The organism is Amycolatopsis benzoatilytica AK 16/65 (genome assembly GCF_000383915.1).
GTDB lineage: Bacteria > Actinomycetota > Actinomycetes > Mycobacteriales > Pseudonocardiaceae > Amycolatopsis > Amycolatopsis benzoatilytica.
In genome coordinates this window covers 2,651,787-2,668,806 of sequence record NZ_KB912942.1, presented here as the reverse complement: position 1 = coordinate 2,668,806, position 17,020 = coordinate 2,651,787, and the positions used below count along the sequence as shown (strand labels likewise).

The window sequence follows — 17,020 nt, the reverse complement described above, 5'->3', positions numbered from 1 at the left end:
CCGAGATGGCCGTGGCGGCCAGGCCGTGCCAACCTGGCCTTATGACCTCGCTGGCCCAGCTGCGCAGGACGGCACTGTCCTATCCGGAAACGGCCGAGGCCGCGGACGGCGGCACGGTCTCGTTCACCGTGCAGGGCAAGGAGTTCGCCGCCCTGCGGCCGGATCGGCAAGTCGTGCTGCGGATGACTGCGTCGGACGCGGACGAGGCGCATTCGGCGCATGCGAGCGCGCGCCGGGTTTCCCGCGCCGGGGTCCGGCTCCCGATCGCGGACCTCAACGGCCAGGAGCTGAACCACTGGGTGCGCCGGGCGTGGCTGTCTCGCGCGCCGAAACGCCTGGCCGCGCCGGTGGCGGCGGCCGGGCTGGCGGTGGCGGGAGAAGTCGGCGACCTGCCCAAGGCGATCGGCAGCCCGGCCACCCGCGCGCTCCACGGGGCCGGGATCACCACGCTCGCTCAGATCGCCGAGCGGCCGGACGCCGAACTCCTCGCGCTGCACGGCGTCGGGCCGAAGGCGGTTCGCCTGCTGCGCGACGCACTGGGCTGAGGCCCGCGCCGGCAAGCTGTGGGTCCGCTTAAGGAAGCGCCTGGCAGCTGGCAATCCGCCGGACCGCTCCCGATGATCGGTGCATGGCGGTCATTTCCGAGCGCGCGGCGGTGCGGCGTCTGCACGATCGGCTGGGGTTCGGTCCTCGGCCGGGAGATCTCGACGCCGGGTTCGCCGCGACCACGGCCCGGCTGCTGTCCGCCGGGCCGGACGCGGGTGCCCAGGCGACGCCGATGCCGGACGTCGGCGCACCGCCGCAGCGGCCCGCGAAGGCGGACAAAACAGCGAAAGCCCAAGCCGCGCAGCAACTTCAAGCGCAGGCTTCGCACGCCGCGCTCTGGTGGCTGGACCGGATGGCGGCCGCCGACCTGCCCGTGGTCGAGCGGCTGACCTGGTTCTGGCACGGGCACTTCGCGACCAGCGAGCAAAAGGTGCGCAGCCCGCGGCTGATGCTCACGCAGAACCAGACCTTGCGCACGCTCGGCATGGGCAGCTTCACCCAGCTGGCGCACGCGATGATCACCGACCCGGCGATGCTGCTGTGGCTGGACGGCAACAGCAACAAAGCCGGCAAGCCGAACGAAAACCTGGCGCGCGAGTTCATGGAGCTGTTCACCCTCGGCGTAGGGAACTACAGCGAGACCGACGTCCGGGAAGCCGCGCGCGCCCTCACCGGATGGACCGCGACCCGCGAGAACCCCGCAGCTCGCCTGACGGCCCGCCGGCACGACACGACCCCGAAGACCATCCTCGGCCAGACCGCGAACTTCGATGCGCCCTCGTTCGTCGACCTCGTGCTGTCCCGGCCCTCCTCGGCTCCGTTCGTGGTCGGCCGGCTCTGGTTCCGGCTCGTCTCGGCGACCCCGCCGACCGCGGACGCGCTGGCCCGGATGGTCGCCGCCTACGGCCCCAGCCGCGACATCCGGTCTCTGCTGACCGCGCTGGTCAAGGAGGACGCGTTCCACGACTCGGCGACGTCCCTGGTCAAGCAGCCGGTGGAATGGCTGGCCGGACTGCTGCGCGCGCTGCGGGTGCGGCCGTCGGCGATGGACGCCAAGACCGGGAAACAGCTGCTGACCGGGCTGCGGGGGATGGGCCAACTGCCGTTCGAGCCGCCGAGCGTGGGCGGCTGGGCGGCCGGCGGCGCTTGGCTGACGACGTCGGCCGGGCTGGCCCGGCTGCACCTGGCGCAGCTGGTCGCCCAGCACGCCGACCTCGGCTCGGTGGCGAAAGCGCAGGACAAGCCTGCCGCGATCGGCGACCTGCTGGGCGTCGACGGATGGTCCGACCGGACCCGCGCCTGCCTCGGCGGCGTCGCGAACGATCCCCGGCAGCTGGCGGCTATCGCCGCGTGCGCGCCCGAGTACGTCGTGAGTGGGTAGGAGAGCATGAACAAACTGACTCGTCGGCGATTCCTCCTCGCGAGCGGCGTGACGGCCGCCGGAGCGCTCGCGGCCGGTGCCACCCAGGTCGACTGGACGCACCTGATGTCCGCGGCCCAGCAGACCCCGCTCGACCCGAAGGACGGCGTCCTGGTCGTCGTGACGCTGTACGGCGGCAACGACGGCCTCAACACCGTCGTGCCCGCCAGCGACCGCGCCTACCAGAGTGCCCGGCCGGAGCTTGCCTACCGACCGGACGAAGTCCTCGACCTGGGCGAGGGGCTGGGCCTCAACCCCGGTTTGAAGGGGCTGAAAGGGTTGTGGGACAACAAGGAGCTGGCGATTGTGCGGGGCGTCGGCTATCCGAAGCCGGACCACAGCCACTTCCGTTCGATGGCGATCTGGCAGACCGCGTCGCCGGACACCCCGGTGCCGACCGGATGGCTCGGCCGCTGGCTCGACGCTTCGGGCGACGACCCGTTGCGCGCGTTGTCGGTCGAGCCGGTGCTGCCGCCGATGCTGGCCGGTGCCCAGACCGCCGCGGCGTCCATGCCGGTCGGCGGTTTGACGGTGCCGAAAGGCACCCTGGGCAAAGCCTTCCAGGCACTGGGCACCGCGCAGAACGGCGAGGGCTACTGGCAGGCGAAGGCGGCGCGGTCGATCGCGGACCTCTACCGGGCCGAGCAGGTGCTGGGTGCGGCCGCGCATCCGGCCAAGGGTGCACACCAGGCCAAGAACGGTCACCGGGACGGTGCGCTGGCCGCGCAGCTGGACGTCGTCGCCGGGCTGATCGAAGCCGGAGTGCCGACTCGTGCGTATTCGGTGTCGCTGGGCGGTTTCGACACGCACGCCGACGAGCGCGGCACTCAACAGCGCCTGCTGACCGAGCTGGACGGAGCGTTGACGCCGTTCGTGCAGCGGCTCGGCCGCACCGACCGCGGCAAGCAGGCGGTCGTGCTCGTCTACTCGGAATTCGGCCGCCGGGTCACCGCCAACGCCAGCGAGGGCACCGACCACGGCACCGCCGGACCGGTTTTCGTGCTCGGCAACGGGGTGCGCGGCGGCTTCCACGGCGACGAGCCGAGCCTGACCGACCTGGCCGACGGCGATCTGAAGGAAACCACCGATTTCCGCGACGTCTACGCGACGATGCTGGAGCAGGTCCTCGGTGCCGACGCCGGCCGGGTCCTGCCCGGCCACTCCGGCCGCCTCGACGGTCTACTCGCCTGAGACCGTCTGCAGCCCGGACAGGACGAACTGCGCGCCACCACCGGGTGCTTCCCGGCAGGTGAGGTCGCCGCCGTGCGCTCGCGCGAAGCCGCGAGCGATCGGCAGGCCGAGGCCGGAGCCGCCGGTGTCGCGGCCACGGGCGTCGTCGAGCCGGACGAGCCGGTCGAAGATCCGCTCCCGCTGCGCTTCCGGGACGCCCGGCCCGGTGTCGGACACGGTGCACCCGTCCGCGGTGACGGCCACGGCGAGGGTGCCCTGGCCGTGCATCGCCCGTACCGCGTTGTCGACCACGTTGGACAGGATCTGGGTGAGCCGGTCCGCGTCGCCGAGCACGATGGTGTCCAATCCGGTCACTTCGACCCGGGTTTCCGGTGCCAGCAGGGCTATCCGCTCGGCTTGTGCCCGGGCCAGCGCGGCCAGCGAGACCGGTTCGCGGACGAGATCGGCACCCGCGTCGAGCCGGGCGAGGTCGAGCAGGTCGCTGACGAGCTTGCCCGCCCGCCGCGCTTCGCCGGCGAGCAGCAGCTGGAGCTGCGCGGTGTGCTCCGGATCGCCCGGAGCTTGGACCAACGCCTCGGCCGCCGCCTGCACGCCGGCGATCGGCGTCCGCAGTTCGTGCGCGGCGTCGGCGACGAACCGGCGAGTCCGTTCTTCCGAGTCCCGGGCTGTCTGTTCGGCCCCCTCCAGCGCATCGAGCGCGGAGTCGAATGCCTCCGCGGCCCGGCCCAGTTCGGTGCTGGCCCGAGTAGGAGTCAGCCGTCCGCCGCGCCCGCCGGACACGATCGAGCGGGCGAGCCGGGTCATCGCGTCCAGCGGCGCCAGTGCCAGCCGGACGCCGACGAGCAGCAGCAGAGCGGTGGCGACAATGGCGGAAAGCCCGGTGATCAGCAGCAGCTTCTCCAGCCGCTGCTCGGCACCCGCCACGATCGAATCGTCCGCGATCAGGGTCAGTTTCGCGCCGTTGATCCGGGCCGGACCGGTCAGCGTCGCCTTGACCTGTTTCAACCGGGATCCCGGCGGCGGCGCCGGTTCCCCGACGACCGTGCCGTCCGGCAACGTGAGCCGTCCGTGCACGCCGGTCGTTTCGACCCGGCGCAGCAGACTGCGCGGGGGCACGTTCTGGCGGGCGAGCTGCTGCGCGAGCTGGACGCGCCCGGCCAGCACGCGGTTCACGTCCTGCTCGGCCTGGGAGCGGAAGACCGCGAACACGACGAACCCGACAAGCGCTAGGACCGCGATCAGCACGATCAGCGCCGTCACGGTGACCCGGCGGTAGAGCGAGGTCGTCTTCATCCGGCTCACCGGCGCTCGCCGCCCAGGACGTAGCCCTGCCCGCGCACGGTGTGCAGCAGCCGCGGCCCGTGCGCTTCGAGTTTCCGGCGCAGCGTGCTCACGTTGACCTCGACGAGATTCGCGCTGTACTCGTCGTAGCCCCACACCGCGCTGAGGATCTGGGCTTTGCCGACGACCCGGTCGCGATGGGCGGCGAGATAGGCCAGCAGCTTCCACTCAGTGACGGTCAGGTCGATCCGCGTGCCCCGGTGCAGCGCCAGCCCGGCGTCGAGGTCGACCACGAGGTCGCCGATCTCGATGGCCGGCCGCGTGCGGCCGGTCCGGCGCAGCACCGCGGTGACCCGCGCGACGAGTTCGGCCAGCACGAACGGCTTCACCAGATAGTCGTCCGCGCCTTCGCCGAGCCCGCGCAGCCGATCCTCGACGCCGTCCCTCGCGGTGAGCATGAGGACCCCGGCCGCGCATTGCCGCCGGACGACCCGCAGCAGCGCGAACCCGTCGCGGCCGGGAAGCAGCACGTCGAGCACGACCAGGTCGGGCCGGAACCGGGCGAGTTCTTCTTCGAGCCGCTCGCCGTCGGGCAGCGCGCGCACCGAGAAGCCCGCTCCCCGCAACGCGACTTCCACCGAAACCCGGATCGCTTCGGCGTCCTCGACGACAAGGATCCGCGGCTCGCCCAGCACCATGGCCGAAGTCTAGGCGCCCGGCACTGAGATGCCGGAGCCCGGCCGACCGGATTGACGGCAGCGGCCCGGGCGGCCACGGTGGGAGCAGGCCCGTCCGAACGAAGGAGATCCGGCATGCACATCCTGACGGTCGCATATGGACATCCCAGCGACCCCGCGGCGTTCGACGAACACTATGCGCGCACCCACCGGCCGCTCGTGGAGAAGGTGCCCGAGCTGGCCGGATTCTCCGCCCGGCGGTGCGCGGCGCTCGACGGCGGCGAACCGCCCTACTATTTGCTCGCCGAGCTGTCGTTCCGGTCCGCCGAGGCGCTCGCTGCCGGGCTTTCCTCGCCGGAGGGGCAGGCGGCTGCCGCCGACCTGGACAACTTCGCGGACGGTGGCGCGACCATGTTCGTCCAGTACGACTGACCCGCGGTCAGTCGGTTTCCGGCTGCTGCCGCTCCCGTCCGGCCCGCTGGGCGGCGAGGCGGATCTCGTCGCCGTGCTCCAGCCAGTTCTGGTCCGCCGGGTCGTGGTCGCCGACCCACGTGTCGAGCGGGAGCGGCTGCGGTTGTTCAGGTGCCTGGGTCATGGTGCCTCCCTACGGCTTTCCCTGATTCCGGCTATACCCCGCTGGCGTGCGTCGAAACCTCTTGCGGCCGTTGCGCGGGTCCCCGGTTCTGCCACCGGTACACGCCCGCGCCGAGCGCGTAGGAGAGATGGCCGCCGAGAGCGCCGCCAGTAGCCGCGGCGGCCAGCCCGCCAAGTGCCAGCAGCCGGCCGGCTCCGAGGCGCCCCCGGCGACGGGCGACGTAGGACGCAGTGCACAGGCTGGTCGCGACAGCGTTGGCCGCCAGGTGCAGCAGGCCCACCCGTCGTTGCCGCGCGTCGAGGTCGCGGAAGTCGGCGAGCCCGAGCACCGCGGCCGCGGGCGCGGCGGCGAGGCCGAGCCCGAGGGAGCGCTCCGCCGCGCGCTCCTGTCCGGGGAAGCAGTCGAATACCGCAGCCGTCAGCCAAGCGCCGATCGGCGCGGTGACGGCGACCGGATGCAGCGGGTGACCCAGCCACTGGCCGCGCAGGATCCGGCCGGGACGGCCGCGGAACTGTTCCGCCGCGCCGGCGATCTTCGAGGCGGGCCGGTCGAGCGCATCGGCGGTTTCGAGGCGTTCGAGCAGGCGCTGCACCGGGGCCTGCTCTCGCTGGGAGCCGTGGTTTCGCGAGGTGGCAGTCATGCTTGGGCGGTACCCGTTCTCCGCCTGGGCAAACGGGAGCGGTATGCCGAGCCGCCGCGGCCGGCCGGGGGCAATCAGGCTGATTCGGGACGATCACGGCGGCACCGCGGACGCGATCGCCCGGCGCGACAGGTTGCCGGGTGCTGAACATTCGCCGCGGGGGATAGTCCTGGCCGCGGGGCTGGGCTACAACTTCCGGGTGACTTCTTCGCGACGACAGTTCCTCGCCGGCGCCGTGTCCACCGCGGTCGCCGCGACGCTGGCGCCCGAGGCGGCAGCCGCGTCCTCGCCGCTCCCGCCGCCTGAATCGTCCGGGATCGACCACATCGTCGTGGTCATGATGGAAAACCGTTCGTTCGACCATTTCCTCGGCTGGCTTCCCGGAGCCGACGGCAAACAGTCCGGTTTGTCCTATGTGGACTCCTTAGGCGCGGCGCACCGGACTTATCACCTCGAGGACTTCCAGGGCTGCGCGCATCCGGACCCGGACCACAGCTTCGAGGGCGGACGCGTCGAGTACAACAACGGCCAGTGCGACGGCTGGCTGCGCGCGGGCAGCAACGACGTGTTCAGCATCGGTTACTACCAACAGCAGGACCTGCCTTTCTACGGCGGCGCCGCGCCGTACTGGACGGTCTGCGACAACTACTTCTCGGCGATCATGGCCGAGACCTACCCGAACCGCTTCTACCAGCACGCCGCGCAGACCGACCGGATCCACAACTCGAATACGGTCTCCACGCTCCCGACGATCTGGGACCGGCTGGCCGAGGCCGGCGTGACCGGCCGGTACTACTTCTGCGACACGCCGTTCACCGCGCTGTGGGGCGCGAAGTACCAGCCGATCAGCCGGCCTTACGCCGAGTTCCTGAGCGATTGCGGAACCGGAGCCCTGCCCGCGGTGTCCTTTGTGGATCCCAAATTCCTCGACGAGGGTTCGGGCAGCTCCGCCGACGACCACCCGCACGCCGACATCCGGGCCGGACAGTCCTTCCTGGACGAGGTGTACCGCGCGGTGACCGGCGGACCGGCCTGGGAACGCACCCTGCTCGTGATCAACTACGACGAGTGGGGCGGTTTCTTCGACCATGTGCCGCCCACGGTGGCTCCGGACGCCAACCCGGCCTGGGGGCTGCGCGGCTTCCGGGTGCCGTGCCTGGTGATCTCGCCGCGCGCGCGGCGCGGTTACGTGGCGCACAACGTCTACGACCACACCTCGGTTCTCAAGGCCGTGGAGTGGCGATGGAATCTGGCGCCGCTGACCGTGCGCGACGCGGGCGCCCGCAACCTCGCCGAAGTGCTCGACTTCTCGAACCCTCCCGACCTGACAGCGCCGCGCTGGCCAGTGCCGCAGGTGGTCGGGACGCCGTGCGCGCTCAGCCAGTACGTCGACTACGAGCAGTGGCTCGCGCTGAAGGAACTGGCACTCGACAACGGCTGGACGCTGCCATGAGAAGCAAATACCTGGCCGCGGCCGTGCTGGCGGCGGCTTCGGTCGTCGTCGCGGGCTCCGCGAGCGCCGCCTCGACGTTGCCCTCGATCGGGCACGTGTTCGTGATCAACCTGGAGAACAAGGGATACGACGAGACCTGGGGCCCCGGGTCGGCCGCGCCCTATCTCAGCCAGACCCTGCGCGCGCAGGGCGTCCTGCTGACGCAGTACTACGGGATCGGGCACAACAGCCTCGACAATTACGTCGCGCAGATTTCCGGGCAGGGACCGAATTCCGAAACGCAGGCGGACTGCCAGGTCTACGACGAGTTCCAGCAGGTCGGCTCGGTCGCTCCGGGCCAGGCGGTCGGCCAGGGCTGCGTCTACCCGGCGTCCGTGCCGACGCTGCCAGGTCAGCTCGCCGCCGCGGGCCTGACCTGGAAGGCGTACCTCGAGGACATGGGCACCTCGTGCCGCCACCCGGCGATCGGCGCGGTCGACGACACGCAGAAGGCCAAGGTCGGCGACCAGTACGCGGCCCGGCACAACCCGTTCGTCTACTTCCATTCGGTGATCGACACCCCGGCGTGCGCCGCCGACGTCGACCTCTCGGCGCTGCCCGGCGACCTGTCCTCGCCGCAGACAACGGCGAATCTCACCTACATCACGCCGAACCTGTGCCACGACGCGCACGACGCGCCCTGTGTGGACGGGGAACCCGGCGGCCTGGTCTCCGCGGACGCCTGGCTGCGCCAGTGGGTCCCGCAGATCACCTCGTCGCCCGCCTTCGGCCGCGACGGGATGCTGGTGATCGCTTTCGACGAATCCGACGGGCCAAGTTCGGACTCCAGCGCGTGCTGCGGCGAAGGCCCCGGCCCGAACGCCCCGCTGCCCGGGATCACCGGGCTCGGCGGCGGCCGCACCGGAGCGTTGGTGCTCTCGAAATACACCGCGCCCGGCAGCTGGAACGACCGTCCGTACAACCATTACAGCCTGCTGGCCAGCATCGAGAACCAGTTCGGACTGTCCCGGCTGGGATACGCGGCGAGCAGCGGCGTGACCGCGTTCGGACTGGATGTCTTCAACCGGTGACCGGGCGGCGGGGCCGCCCTGCCGGAAAGCGACGACCAGTCCGCCCGCCGCGGGCACGAGTTCCCGCGGCGGGCGACACCGGTCCGGGCTTAGTTGTTCTGGCCGTTGTCCTACTGGGCGAACAAGCCCGTGCCCGCGGTTTGGCGGACGGCCGCTGCCTTGGCGGTGTGGGAATTGTCGGCGACCGCACGGGAGGTAACGCAGGCACCGGTGCAGCCGTCGGCGTAGGCGAACAGAACGCGTCCGTACTTGTCGACGGTGATGTCGTTGAAGTCGAGCAGGTTCCGGTCGTTGCCCGAGCACCCGACGCCTTCCAGGCAGATCGAACCTCGCTGTACCGGGTCCTTCGGCGTGGCGTCGACCGTCTTCCACGTGCTGCCGCCGTCGTAGGTCGTGGCGAGGTACAGGTGCCACTCGCCGCCGGTGTAGGTGCTGCCGTCGGCGGATTTGCCGAACGCGGAGTTCTGGAAGTCGCCGGGCGTGGTGGTGCCGAGGAACCCGAAGGTGGCGCGGCCGCCACTGCCGGCGATGACCTCGGGGAACACCGCGTTCTGGAGGCCGAGCGCCGCACCGACGTCGACCGGCGTGCCGAAGGTCTGGCCGTGGTCGGCGGAGGTGGCGATCTCCGGGCGGCCGGTCCCGTCGACGAACCCGAAGTACGTGGTGTTCTGCTGGTCCGCGGCTACCGAGGGATCGCTGGTGCCCGAGGTGGACAGCGGGACCTCGCGGACCTGCCAGTTGTCGCCTCCGTCGGAGGACACCGCGACGGCCTGGTGGCCGTTGCAGCTCTTGTTCGGCAAGTACGCGGTCCCGTCCGGGGCCGCCCGCAGGTGGCCGTGCAATCCGCCGCATCCGCTGGTGATGCTGTCGTAGACCGGCCGCGGTCCGTTGAAGGTGAGCCCTCCGGTGTCGCTGCGCGAGCAGAACGCGCCCTGCAGATACTGCGAGCAGTAGTAGACCGCGTCGGGGAACGTCAGCCCGGAGAGGCCGGCCGGGTACGGCCCGTGTCCGACGGTTTGGTGGTCGACGCCGGACGGAGCGCCGCCTTGGGTCGGGCCGACCCAGCTGGCGCCGTCATTGTCGGTGTAGGAGAACAGGCTCTGCGTTCCGGCGAGCTGGGCGACGAAGGTGCGTCCGTGCGCCGCGTCGGTGTCCAGGATGGGGTCGAGGGTCGTGATGCCTTCGACGGGCGCGGTGACGTCGCTCCACGAGGCATTGCCGGACTGGTCGAAGGTCAGGCGCAGCGTCTGCGTGCCTGCCTGGAACATCGCGGCGCCGCCGTTGCCGCTCTGGTCGGCGGTCCAGTCGACGCCGATGGACGGCTCGCCCGCGGAATCGCCGAGGCCGGCGGGGGAGGAGTAATCGCGGTAGCCGGGGCTGACGGTTCCGGGCGAGCCGAACCCGCCGGGAACCGCGCCGGGCGGATCCGTCGTGAGCACCAGCTTGCCGGTGTAGGTCGTGGGACCGCCGGCGAAGACGCAGGCCGTCGCGTCGTAGTTGCCCGCAGCGGGGTCGGCCACGACCAGTTGTTCAGCCGCTCCGACACCGCCGTTGTCGGAGTTGCTGTGGGTTCCGTCCGGGCGGGTCACCGTCAGCACCACGTCGGCATCCGGCGCGTCCGGCGTGATCGTGAACGCGGCGGTGAGCTGGTGGGTCGGGTAGAAGCCGGCCGGGAGCTGAAGATCGATGCCGTGGTGGTCGTTGAGGCTGTCGGACGCCGAGGTGGTGCAGTCGGAGCCGGGATTCACCCCGCCCGGCAGAGTGCCGGTCCAGGTCGCCACCACCTGTCCGCCGGAGGTCGTCGACGGGGTCACCGTCTGTGCCGCCGGGGTGGACGCGGCGGCGGCGCTCGCGCAGCTCAGCACTACTACGGCGGTCAGGGGAAAGATCAAGGCCCGCGAACGCATGACGATCTCCTCGCTGTCGCGGATGGTGATCGGAAAAGTGCGAAGGACCGTAAACATTCACCTGAACGAATTACCAGGTTTGTCGCCCGATTGTGACTATCGAACATTCCGGGTGTGAATGTGCGTAACCGATTCGCCGCCCGCCCGTTGGTGTGGTGCTGGGGACAGCGGCGGAAGGCGGGCGTGATGCGACGAACCTGGGCACTGGCAGCCGTGGCGATACTGCTCTCTGCGGTACCGAGCACAGCCGCGGCGGATGTTTCGGGTTTTTCGGTGACCACACTGCATTTCAGCGTGCTGGCCGGACCGGGCGGAGCGGAGAGCTGCGACATCGTCGGCGACCTCTACCTGCCCGCCGACGCGAACTCGCGACACCGGGTCCCGGCTGTTCTCACCACCAACGGGTTCGGCGGCTCGAAGGACGACCAGGCCGGGCTCGCGCGGTACTTCGCCGGACAGGACTACGCGGTGCTGTCCTACTCCGGGCTCGGCTTCGGCGGCTCGGGGTGCAAGATCACCCTCGACGATCCGGACTGGGACGGGCAGGCGGCGAGCCAGCTGGTGAGCTTCCTCGGCGGCCAGAACGGAATCGCCTACGCCGACGCCGCGCACACGCAGCCGGTGGCGGGACTCGACTCCGTCGTGCACGACCAGGTCGACCACGCGGGCAACCACGACCAATACGATCCGCGGGTCGGCATGATCGGCGGCTCCTACGGCGGCGAGGTGCAGTTCGCGGCGGCTTCGGTCGACCCCCGGATCGACACGCTCGTCCCGTTGATCACCTGGAACGACCTCTCGTACTCGCTGACCCCGAACAACACTGACGTGCGCAGTGGCGTGACCTCCAACGGATCCGGCGTCACCAAGCTGACCTGGCCGCTGCTGTTCTTCTCGGAGGGCGCGCTGCTCGACAGCGCGACCGGCTTCCAGTACGACCCGTCGCGGGTGATCGGCTGCCCGAACTTCCCGACCGAGGTCTGCACCGGGCTCGCCGCGGCCGGGACGCTCGGCTATCCCACGAGCGATCTGCTGGCCTTGACGCGGCACGCCTCGGTCAGCACCTACGCCGACCGGATCCACGTCCCGGTGCTGCTGATGCAGGGAGAAAACGACACGCTGTTCAACCTCAACGAGGCAGCCGCGACCTATCAGACGCTGAAAGCACAGGGCACGCCGGTGAAGATGGTCTGGCAGTCCTGGGGCCACTCGGGCTCGACGCCCGCGCCCGGCGAACTCGATCTGTCCAATCCGGACCCGGGCACGCAGTACGAGACGGCCCGGGTGGCGAGCTGGTTCGGCCAGTACCTCGCCGACGGCCCCGCCGACACCTCCCCGGACTTCGCCTACTTCCGCGACTGGGTGTCCTACACCGGGATCGCGACCCCGGCCTACGGCACCGCGCCGGCTTACCCGGCGGGCAACCCGACGCAGTACTACCTCTCCGGCACCGGCCTGGTCACCGATCCGGCTCGGATCGCGGCCGGTTCGCAAAGCTTCGTCACCCCGCCGGCCGGATTCCCGACCAGCTCCTCGGGCATCGACGCGTTCTCGCCGAACCTGCCGCCGGACTACAACCTTCCCGGCACCTACGCGTCCTGGACCGGCGCCGCGCTGCCAGCGGCGGTCGACGTGGCCGGTGCGCCGACGCTCGACGTGCGGGTGCAGGCTCCCACCGCGGTCCTGAGCAGCCCGAGCGGACCGGCCGGACAGCTCGTGCTGTTCGCGAAGATCTACGACGTCGCGCCGGACGGCACGGAAAGCCTGGTGCACAACCTGATCGCGCCCGCGCGAGTCGTGGACCCGACCGCACCGGTACACATCACGTTGCCCGCGATCGTGCACCAGTTCGCCGCCGGCCACGCCATCCGCGTCATGCTGGCCAGCGGCGACCTGAACTACCGGGGCGGGCTCGCCCTCGCCCCGGTGACGGTCAGCACCGGCGACTCCGGCCAGGTCCTCACCCTGCCCACGACGAGCTGAACCGCTGCCCGCCGCGAAGCAGGGCGGGCGGACTCGTCTGTGAAGGACCCCTTGAGGGAATTTGAGTCTCTCAAGGGGTCCTTCACAGACAGCTGTGACCGATGCCGCCACCTCATCAGGACGTTCTCCAGCGCCCCCCACCGCCGCCGCTGCCTTGGCGCTGACCACCGGTTGTCTCACTATGAGACAGAGTGATGCGTGCCACGAGTGCACCATAATTGCCCGTAGGGTGGACACGACCCCCCGGCACTGGACGTCAAAGGAGACGGTGGTGGCGACTCGAGGCAACGAGACCATGCGCGACCTGCGGGAGCTGTTCCTCTCCCGGCGGACACCCGAGATGTCGGGAGTGCGCGACGTCATCACCGCGTCCTGGCAGCGGGCGCTCGAGAACCGGGTCGACGTCGAGCGGCCGGAGCCGGTTTACGTGTCCGATCGCGACGAGGAGAGCCTGCTCGCGCACAGTGCGGCGCCAGTGCTGGCGAATCTGTCCGAAGAGCTGGCCGGCCATCCGACCGCGATCCTGCTGACCGACGCGAACGGCCTGGTGGTCGACCGGTTCAGCCCCGATCACGCGCTCACCGCCGGACTCGACGAGGTGCGGCTCGCCCCGGGCTACAGCTACGCCGAGGAGTCGGTGGGCACCAACGGCATCGGCACCGCGCTCGAATGCCAGAAGTCCGTGCTGGTGTCCGGCTTCGAGCACTTCAACGGCGAACTGACCGGCTTCGAATGCGCCGGCGCGCCGATCGTGCACCCGATCCGGGGCCATCTGGCGGGCGTTCTCGACCTCACGTCGTGGGCCGAGGCATCCGGCCCGCTCCTGCTGACGCTGGCCCGCACCACCGCGAAGCGCATCGAAGAAGCGATGCTCGCCAGCACCGGTGCGCGCGAACTGGCCCTCTTCCGGGAGTACCTCGCCGCGTGCCAGCGTGGCTCGGGGGCAGTCCTGGCGGTGAACCACGACGTCGTCATGGTCAACAGTCACGCCGAGGAGCGCTACGACGTCACCGATCGCTCGGCGCTGATCACCCACGCCACGGATCTCGCCGGTTCCGCCAAACCCGCGACAGTGCTGGCCGATTTGCCGTCCGGAGTCAGCGCGCGCCTCGAATACCGGCCGGTATTCAACGGCAGCACGCTCGCTGGCGGCATCTTCCGAGTCAAGAACCAGACCGGTCCGCGGCGCGCCTCCGCCCGTGCCGAGCTCCAGCTGCCCGGCCTGGCCGGGGCGAGCCCGGCGTGGCGACAGGCCAGCGCGGCCGCCGACGCGAGCCTCGGCGGCGGGCAGTGGCTCGCGCTGAGCGGGGAGCCCGGCGTCGGGAAGACGGCCATCGCCCGCGCGGTCGCGCTGCGGCACGGACGACGCCAAGTGGTTGTCGACTGCGCTTCGGTGGACGCCGACGAGGAATGGCTGCCCGCGCTCGCTGAAGAAGCGGCCTGCAGTGACCCGCCGGTCGTGCTTCTGCAACACCTGGACGCGCTCGACGACAGTGCGTTGCCCGCGCTGGCCGACCTGTTCACCGCATGGCAGAACGACCCCGCTCAGCACGCTCCCGCATGGGTCGTGGCGACGGTCGGCAGCGAGCCGGCCGGTCCGGGCGTCCAAGGCACGGTGATGGCGTTCTTCGCCCGCAAGATCGACGTCCCGCCGCTGCGCCATCGGATCGAGGACGTGCAGCGGCTCGTGCCGCACCTGCTGGGCCGTCGAGCGGGCAGCCGGACTCTGTCCGCTTCGGACGCGTGCGTCCGGCAGCTGATGCGGCTGCCCTGGCCGGGCAACGTCCGCCAGCTCGACCGGGTACTCGCCGCCGCGGCGCACCACCTGCACGGCGGCGTGCTGGACGTCGCGGACCTGCCCGCCGAATGCCGCACGTTCACCCGGCGCCGGCTCACCAAGCTCGAGACCATCGAACGCGACGCGATCGTCCGCAGTCTGGCCGCGAATCGCGGCAGCAAAGAACGCGCGGCGAGCGATCTCGGCATGTCGCGGGCCACTATCTACCGCAAAATCCGCGCCTTCGGAATCGTCGACGAAGCGTGCTGATTCCGGGATTCCGGACGTCCGTTCGCAGAAAAAGGAAAAGAAGATGATCTTCATCACCGCCAAGTTCCGGGTCAAACCAGAGCACGCCGGTCAATGGCCGGCCATCGCGCGCGAGTTCACCGAGTCGACTCGCGCCGAGCCGGGGTGCAAGTGGTTCGACTGGTCGCGCAGCCTCGCCGATCCGGCGGAATACGTACTGGTCGAAGCGTTCGCTGATCCGGAAGCCGGGGCCGCGCACGTCCAGTCCGCGCATTTCCGGAAAGCGCAGGAGGTTCTTCCCGGATATCTGGCCGAAACGCCGCGCATCGTGCATGCGGAGGTGGATCAGGGCGACTGGTCCGAACTCGGCGAAATGGCGGTCACCGGCTGACCCGGGGCTGTTTGGCGACCCGCTCTTGCCTTCGGCAAGAGCGGGTTTTTTCGTGCCTGGGGACCCCATCTCAGAATGAGATAGAACACAGTCGCCGCCGGGGACACACTTTGCCGGTCAGACGGACAGCGGCGGAGATGCCGCCGGTTCCAGGAGGCCCCAGTGAGCAGGCAGAGCCTTACCAAGGCGCACAACAAGATCACCGAACTGTCGTGGGAACCGACGTTCGCCACGCCGGCGACCCGGTTCGGCACCGACTACACGTTCGAGAAGGCGCCGAAGAAGGACCCGCTGAAGCAGATCATGCGGTCCTACTTCCCGATGGAGGAGGAAAAGGACAACCGCGTCTTCGGCGCGATGGACGGCGCGATCCGCGGGAACATGTTCCGGCAGGTGCAGCAGCGCTGGCTGGAATGGCAGAAGCTGTTCCTCTCGATCATCCCGTTCCCGGAGATCTCCGCGGCCCGGGCGATGCCGATGGCGATCGACGCGGTGCCGAACCCGGAGATCCACAACGGGCTCGCGGTTCAGATGATCGACGAGGTCCGGCACTCGACGATCCAGATGAACCTCAAAAAGCTCTACATGAACAACTACATCGACCCGGCCGGATTCGACATCACCGAGAAGGCGTTCGCGAACAACTACGCGGGCACCATCGGCCGCCAGTTCGGTGAAGGCTTCATCACCGGCGACGCGATCACCGCGGCGAACATCTACCTGACCGTGGTCGCCGAAACCGCGTTCACCAACACCCTGTTCGTCGCGATGCCGGACGAGGCGGCGGCCAACGGCGACTACCTGCTTCCGACGGTGTTCCACTCGGTGCAGTCGGACGAGTCGCGGCACATCAGCAACGGCTACTCGATCCTGCTGATGGCGCTGGCCGACGAGCGCAACCGGCCGCTGCTGGAGCGCGACCTGCGCTACGCGTGGTGGAACAACCACTGCGTGGTCGACGCCGCGATCGGCACGTTCATCGAGTACGGCACCAAGGACCGCCGCAAGAACCGCGAATCCTATGCCGAGATGTGGCGGCGCTGGATCTACGACGACTACTACCGCAGCTACTTGCTGCCGCTGGAGAAGTACGGCCTGGTGATCCCGCACGACCTCGTCGAGGAAGCGTGGAACCGGATCACCAACAAGCACTACGTGCACCGCGTCGCGCAGTTCTTCGCGACCGGCTGGCCGGTGAACTACTGGCGCATCGACGGCATGACCGATGCCGACTTCGAGTGGTTCGAGGACAAGTACCCGGGCTGGTACGACCAGTTCGGCAAGTGGTGGGAGGCCTACAACCGGCTGCGCTACCCGGGCCGGAACAAGCCGATCGCGTTCGAGGACGTCGGCTACGAGTACCCGCACCGCTGCTGGACCTGCATGGTCCCCGCGCTCATCCGCGAGGACATGGTGGTCGACAAGGTCGACAACCAGTGGCGCACCTACTGCTCGGAGACCTGCGCCTGGACCGACAAGGTCGCGTTCCGGCCCGAGTACGAGGGCCGGCCGACGCCGAACATGGGCCGGCTCACCGGGCAGCGCGAGTGGGAGACCCTGCACCACGGCCGCGACCTCGCCGACATCGTCAAGGACCTGGGCTACGTGCGCGACGACGGGAAGACGCTGATCCCGCAGCCGCACCTGGACCTCGACGACCCCAAGAAGCTCTGGACGCTGGCCGATCTGAAGGGCATCCAGTTCGGCAGCCCGAACGTCACGCTGAACGAGATGACCGACGCCGAACGCGAAGCGTGGGCCGCGGCTTACCGCGCCAACCCGAACGTCACGGCTGCCTGACGGACCCGGGGATCCTGCGGCCGGCGGGCGCCGAACGCCC

The 17,020-nt window shown here is 70.0% G+C and carries 15 protein-coding genes; 10 read left to right on the top strand and 5 right to left on the bottom strand.

Going from position 1 to position 17,020, the window contains the following annotated elements:
* Positions 1-41: 41 nt before the first annotated feature.
* From AMYBE_RS0112230 to AMYBE_RS0112220, 3 genes are all read left to right on the top strand, one after another.
* On the top strand, positions 42-545 hold the full coding sequence (locus AMYBE_RS0112230) for a helix-hairpin-helix domain-containing protein (protein WP_020659665.1): 504 nt from the start codon (positions 42-44) through the stop codon (positions 543-545).
* 83 nt (positions 546-628) lie between these two features.
* A complete protein-coding gene (locus AMYBE_RS0112225; RefSeq protein ID WP_020659664.1) occupies positions 629-1,927 on the top strand; it encodes a DUF1800 domain-containing protein in 1,299 nt (432 codons plus the stop codon).
* Between the two features lie 6 nt (positions 1,928-1,933).
* Positions 1,934-3,157 carry a DUF1501 domain-containing protein gene (locus tag AMYBE_RS0112220; RefSeq protein WP_020659663.1) on the top strand — a complete coding sequence of 408 codons (1,224 nt, stop codon included), beginning with the start codon at positions 1,934-1,936 and terminating at the stop codon, positions 3,155-3,157.
* On the opposite strand, the gene AMYBE_RS0112215 is transcribed toward AMYBE_RS0112220, so the two are convergent.
* Together AMYBE_RS0112215 and AMYBE_RS0112210 are read right to left on the bottom strand one after the other, a co-directional pair.
* Positions 3,146-4,450, bottom strand: coding sequence for a sensor histidine kinase (locus AMYBE_RS0112215; RefSeq protein ID WP_020659662.1), 1,305 nt, complete (start codon positions 4,448-4,450; stop codon positions 3,146-3,148). The genes AMYBE_RS0112220 and AMYBE_RS0112215 overlap by 12 nt on opposite strands.
* Positions 4,451-4,455: 5 nt before the next feature.
* Entirely contained in the window at positions 4,456-5,136 is a 681-nt protein-coding gene (locus AMYBE_RS0112210) for a response regulator transcription factor (protein ID WP_020659661.1), read from the bottom strand.
* Between the two features lie 114 nt (positions 5,137-5,250).
* On the opposite strand from AMYBE_RS0112210, the gene AMYBE_RS0112205 reads away from it, so the two are divergent.
* Complete coding sequence (locus tag AMYBE_RS0112205; protein WP_020659660.1) at positions 5,251-5,547, top strand: EthD family reductase; 297 nt, start codon at positions 5,251-5,253, stop codon at positions 5,545-5,547.
* A gap of 7 nt (positions 5,548-5,554) precedes the next feature.
* Here AMYBE_RS0112205 and AMYBE_RS44815 read toward each other — a convergent pair whose 3' ends face one another.
* Positions 5,555-5,710 (bottom strand): hypothetical protein, encoded by a 156-nt coding sequence (locus AMYBE_RS44815; protein ID WP_020659659.1) that lies wholly within the window; start codon positions 5,708-5,710, stop codon positions 5,555-5,557.
* A gap of 31 nt (positions 5,711-5,741) precedes the next feature.
* A complete protein-coding gene (locus AMYBE_RS0112195; protein ID WP_020659658.1) occupies positions 5,742-6,350 on the bottom strand; it encodes a DUF2231 domain-containing protein in 609 nt (202 codons plus the stop codon).
* A gap of 199 nt (positions 6,351-6,549) precedes the next feature.
* Between AMYBE_RS0112195 and AMYBE_RS0112190 the strand changes: the two genes are divergently transcribed.
* Both AMYBE_RS0112190 and AMYBE_RS0112185 read left to right on the top strand, forming a co-directional pair.
* Positions 6,550-7,803 (top strand): alkaline phosphatase family protein, encoded by a 1,254-nt coding sequence (locus AMYBE_RS0112190; RefSeq protein ID WP_034288441.1) that lies wholly within the window; start codon positions 6,550-6,552, stop codon positions 7,801-7,803.
* Positions 7,800-8,873: an alkaline phosphatase family protein gene (locus AMYBE_RS0112185; protein ID WP_020659656.1), complete on the top strand. Its 1,074-nt coding sequence runs from the start codon at positions 7,800-7,802 to the stop codon at positions 8,871-8,873. The genes AMYBE_RS0112190 and AMYBE_RS0112185 overlap by 4 nt, the downstream gene beginning before the upstream one ends.
* Before the next feature lie 110 nt (positions 8,874-8,983).
* Here AMYBE_RS0112185 and AMYBE_RS0112180 read toward each other — a convergent pair whose 3' ends face one another.
* Positions 8,984-10,780, bottom strand: a complete 1,797-nt coding sequence (locus tag AMYBE_RS0112180) for a hypothetical protein (protein ID WP_154676176.1) — start codon at positions 10,778-10,780, stop codon at positions 8,984-8,986.
* Positions 10,781-11,053: 273 nt separating this feature from the next.
* On the opposite strand from AMYBE_RS0112180, the gene AMYBE_RS0112175 reads away from it, so the two are divergent.
* The 4 genes from AMYBE_RS0112175 to AMYBE_RS0112160 all read left to right on the top strand — a co-directional run bounded on the left by AMYBE_RS0112175 (position 11,054) and on the right by AMYBE_RS0112160 (position 16,980).
* Positions 11,054-12,763 (top strand): CocE/NonD family hydrolase, encoded by a 1,710-nt coding sequence (locus tag AMYBE_RS0112175; RefSeq protein WP_020659654.1) that lies wholly within the window; start codon positions 11,054-11,056, stop codon positions 12,761-12,763.
* Positions 12,764-13,034: 271 nt separating this feature from the next.
* Positions 13,035-14,810 carry a sigma-54-dependent Fis family transcriptional regulator gene (locus tag AMYBE_RS0112170; protein WP_020659653.1) on the top strand — a complete coding sequence of 592 codons (1,776 nt, stop codon included), beginning with the start codon at positions 13,035-13,037 and terminating at the stop codon, positions 14,808-14,810.
* Positions 14,811-14,853: 43 nt separating this feature from the next.
* On the top strand, positions 14,854-15,180 hold the full coding sequence (locus AMYBE_RS0112165) for a putative quinol monooxygenase (protein ID WP_020659652.1): 327 nt from the start codon (positions 14,854-14,856) through the stop codon (positions 15,178-15,180).
* A 162-nt stretch (positions 15,181-15,342) separates the two neighbouring features.
* A complete protein-coding gene (locus tag AMYBE_RS0112160; RefSeq protein WP_020659651.1) occupies positions 15,343-16,980 on the top strand; it encodes a ferritin family protein in 1,638 nt (545 codons plus the stop codon).
* The last annotated feature ends 40 nt before the right edge of the window (positions 16,981-17,020 follow it).

What these genes read in the sequence shown, in the direction of transcription:
- AMYBE_RS0112165 (WP_020659652.1), top strand. Translation starts at nt 14,854, where the DNA reads ATGATCTTCATCACCGCCAAGTTCCGGGTCAAACCAGAGCACGCCGGT.
- AMYBE_RS44815 (WP_020659659.1), bottom strand. Translation starts at nt 5,710, where the DNA reads ATGACCCAGGCACCTGAACAACCGCAGCCGCTCCCGCTCGACACGTGG.
- AMYBE_RS0112185 (WP_020659656.1), top strand. Translation starts at nt 7,800, where the DNA reads ATGAGAAGCAAATACCTGGCCGCGGCCGTGCTGGCGGCGGCTTCGGTC.
- AMYBE_RS0112180 (WP_154676176.1), bottom strand. Translation starts at nt 10,780, where the DNA reads ATGCGTTCGCGGGCCTTGATCTTTCCCCTGACCGCCGTAGTAGTGCTG.
- AMYBE_RS0112195 (WP_020659658.1), bottom strand. Translation starts at nt 6,350, where the DNA reads ATGACTGCCACCTCGCGAAACCACGGCTCCCAGCGAGAGCAGGCCCCG.
- AMYBE_RS0112230 (WP_020659665.1), top strand. Translation starts at nt 42, where the DNA reads ATGACCTCGCTGGCCCAGCTGCGCAGGACGGCACTGTCCTATCCGGAA.
- AMYBE_RS0112215 (WP_020659662.1), bottom strand. Translation starts at nt 4,450, where the DNA reads ATGAAGACGACCTCGCTCTACCGCCGGGTCACCGTGACGGCGCTGATC.
- AMYBE_RS0112210 (WP_020659661.1), bottom strand. Translation starts at nt 5,136, where the DNA reads ATGGTGCTGGGCGAGCCGCGGATCCTTGTCGTCGAGGACGCCGAAGCG.
- AMYBE_RS0112205 (WP_020659660.1), top strand. Translation starts at nt 5,251, where the DNA reads ATGCACATCCTGACGGTCGCATATGGACATCCCAGCGACCCCGCGGCG.
- AMYBE_RS0112220 (WP_020659663.1), top strand. Translation starts at nt 1,934, where the DNA reads ATGAACAAACTGACTCGTCGGCGATTCCTCCTCGCGAGCGGCGTGACG.
- AMYBE_RS0112225 (WP_020659664.1), top strand. Translation starts at nt 629, where the DNA reads ATGGCGGTCATTTCCGAGCGCGCGGCGGTGCGGCGTCTGCACGATCGG.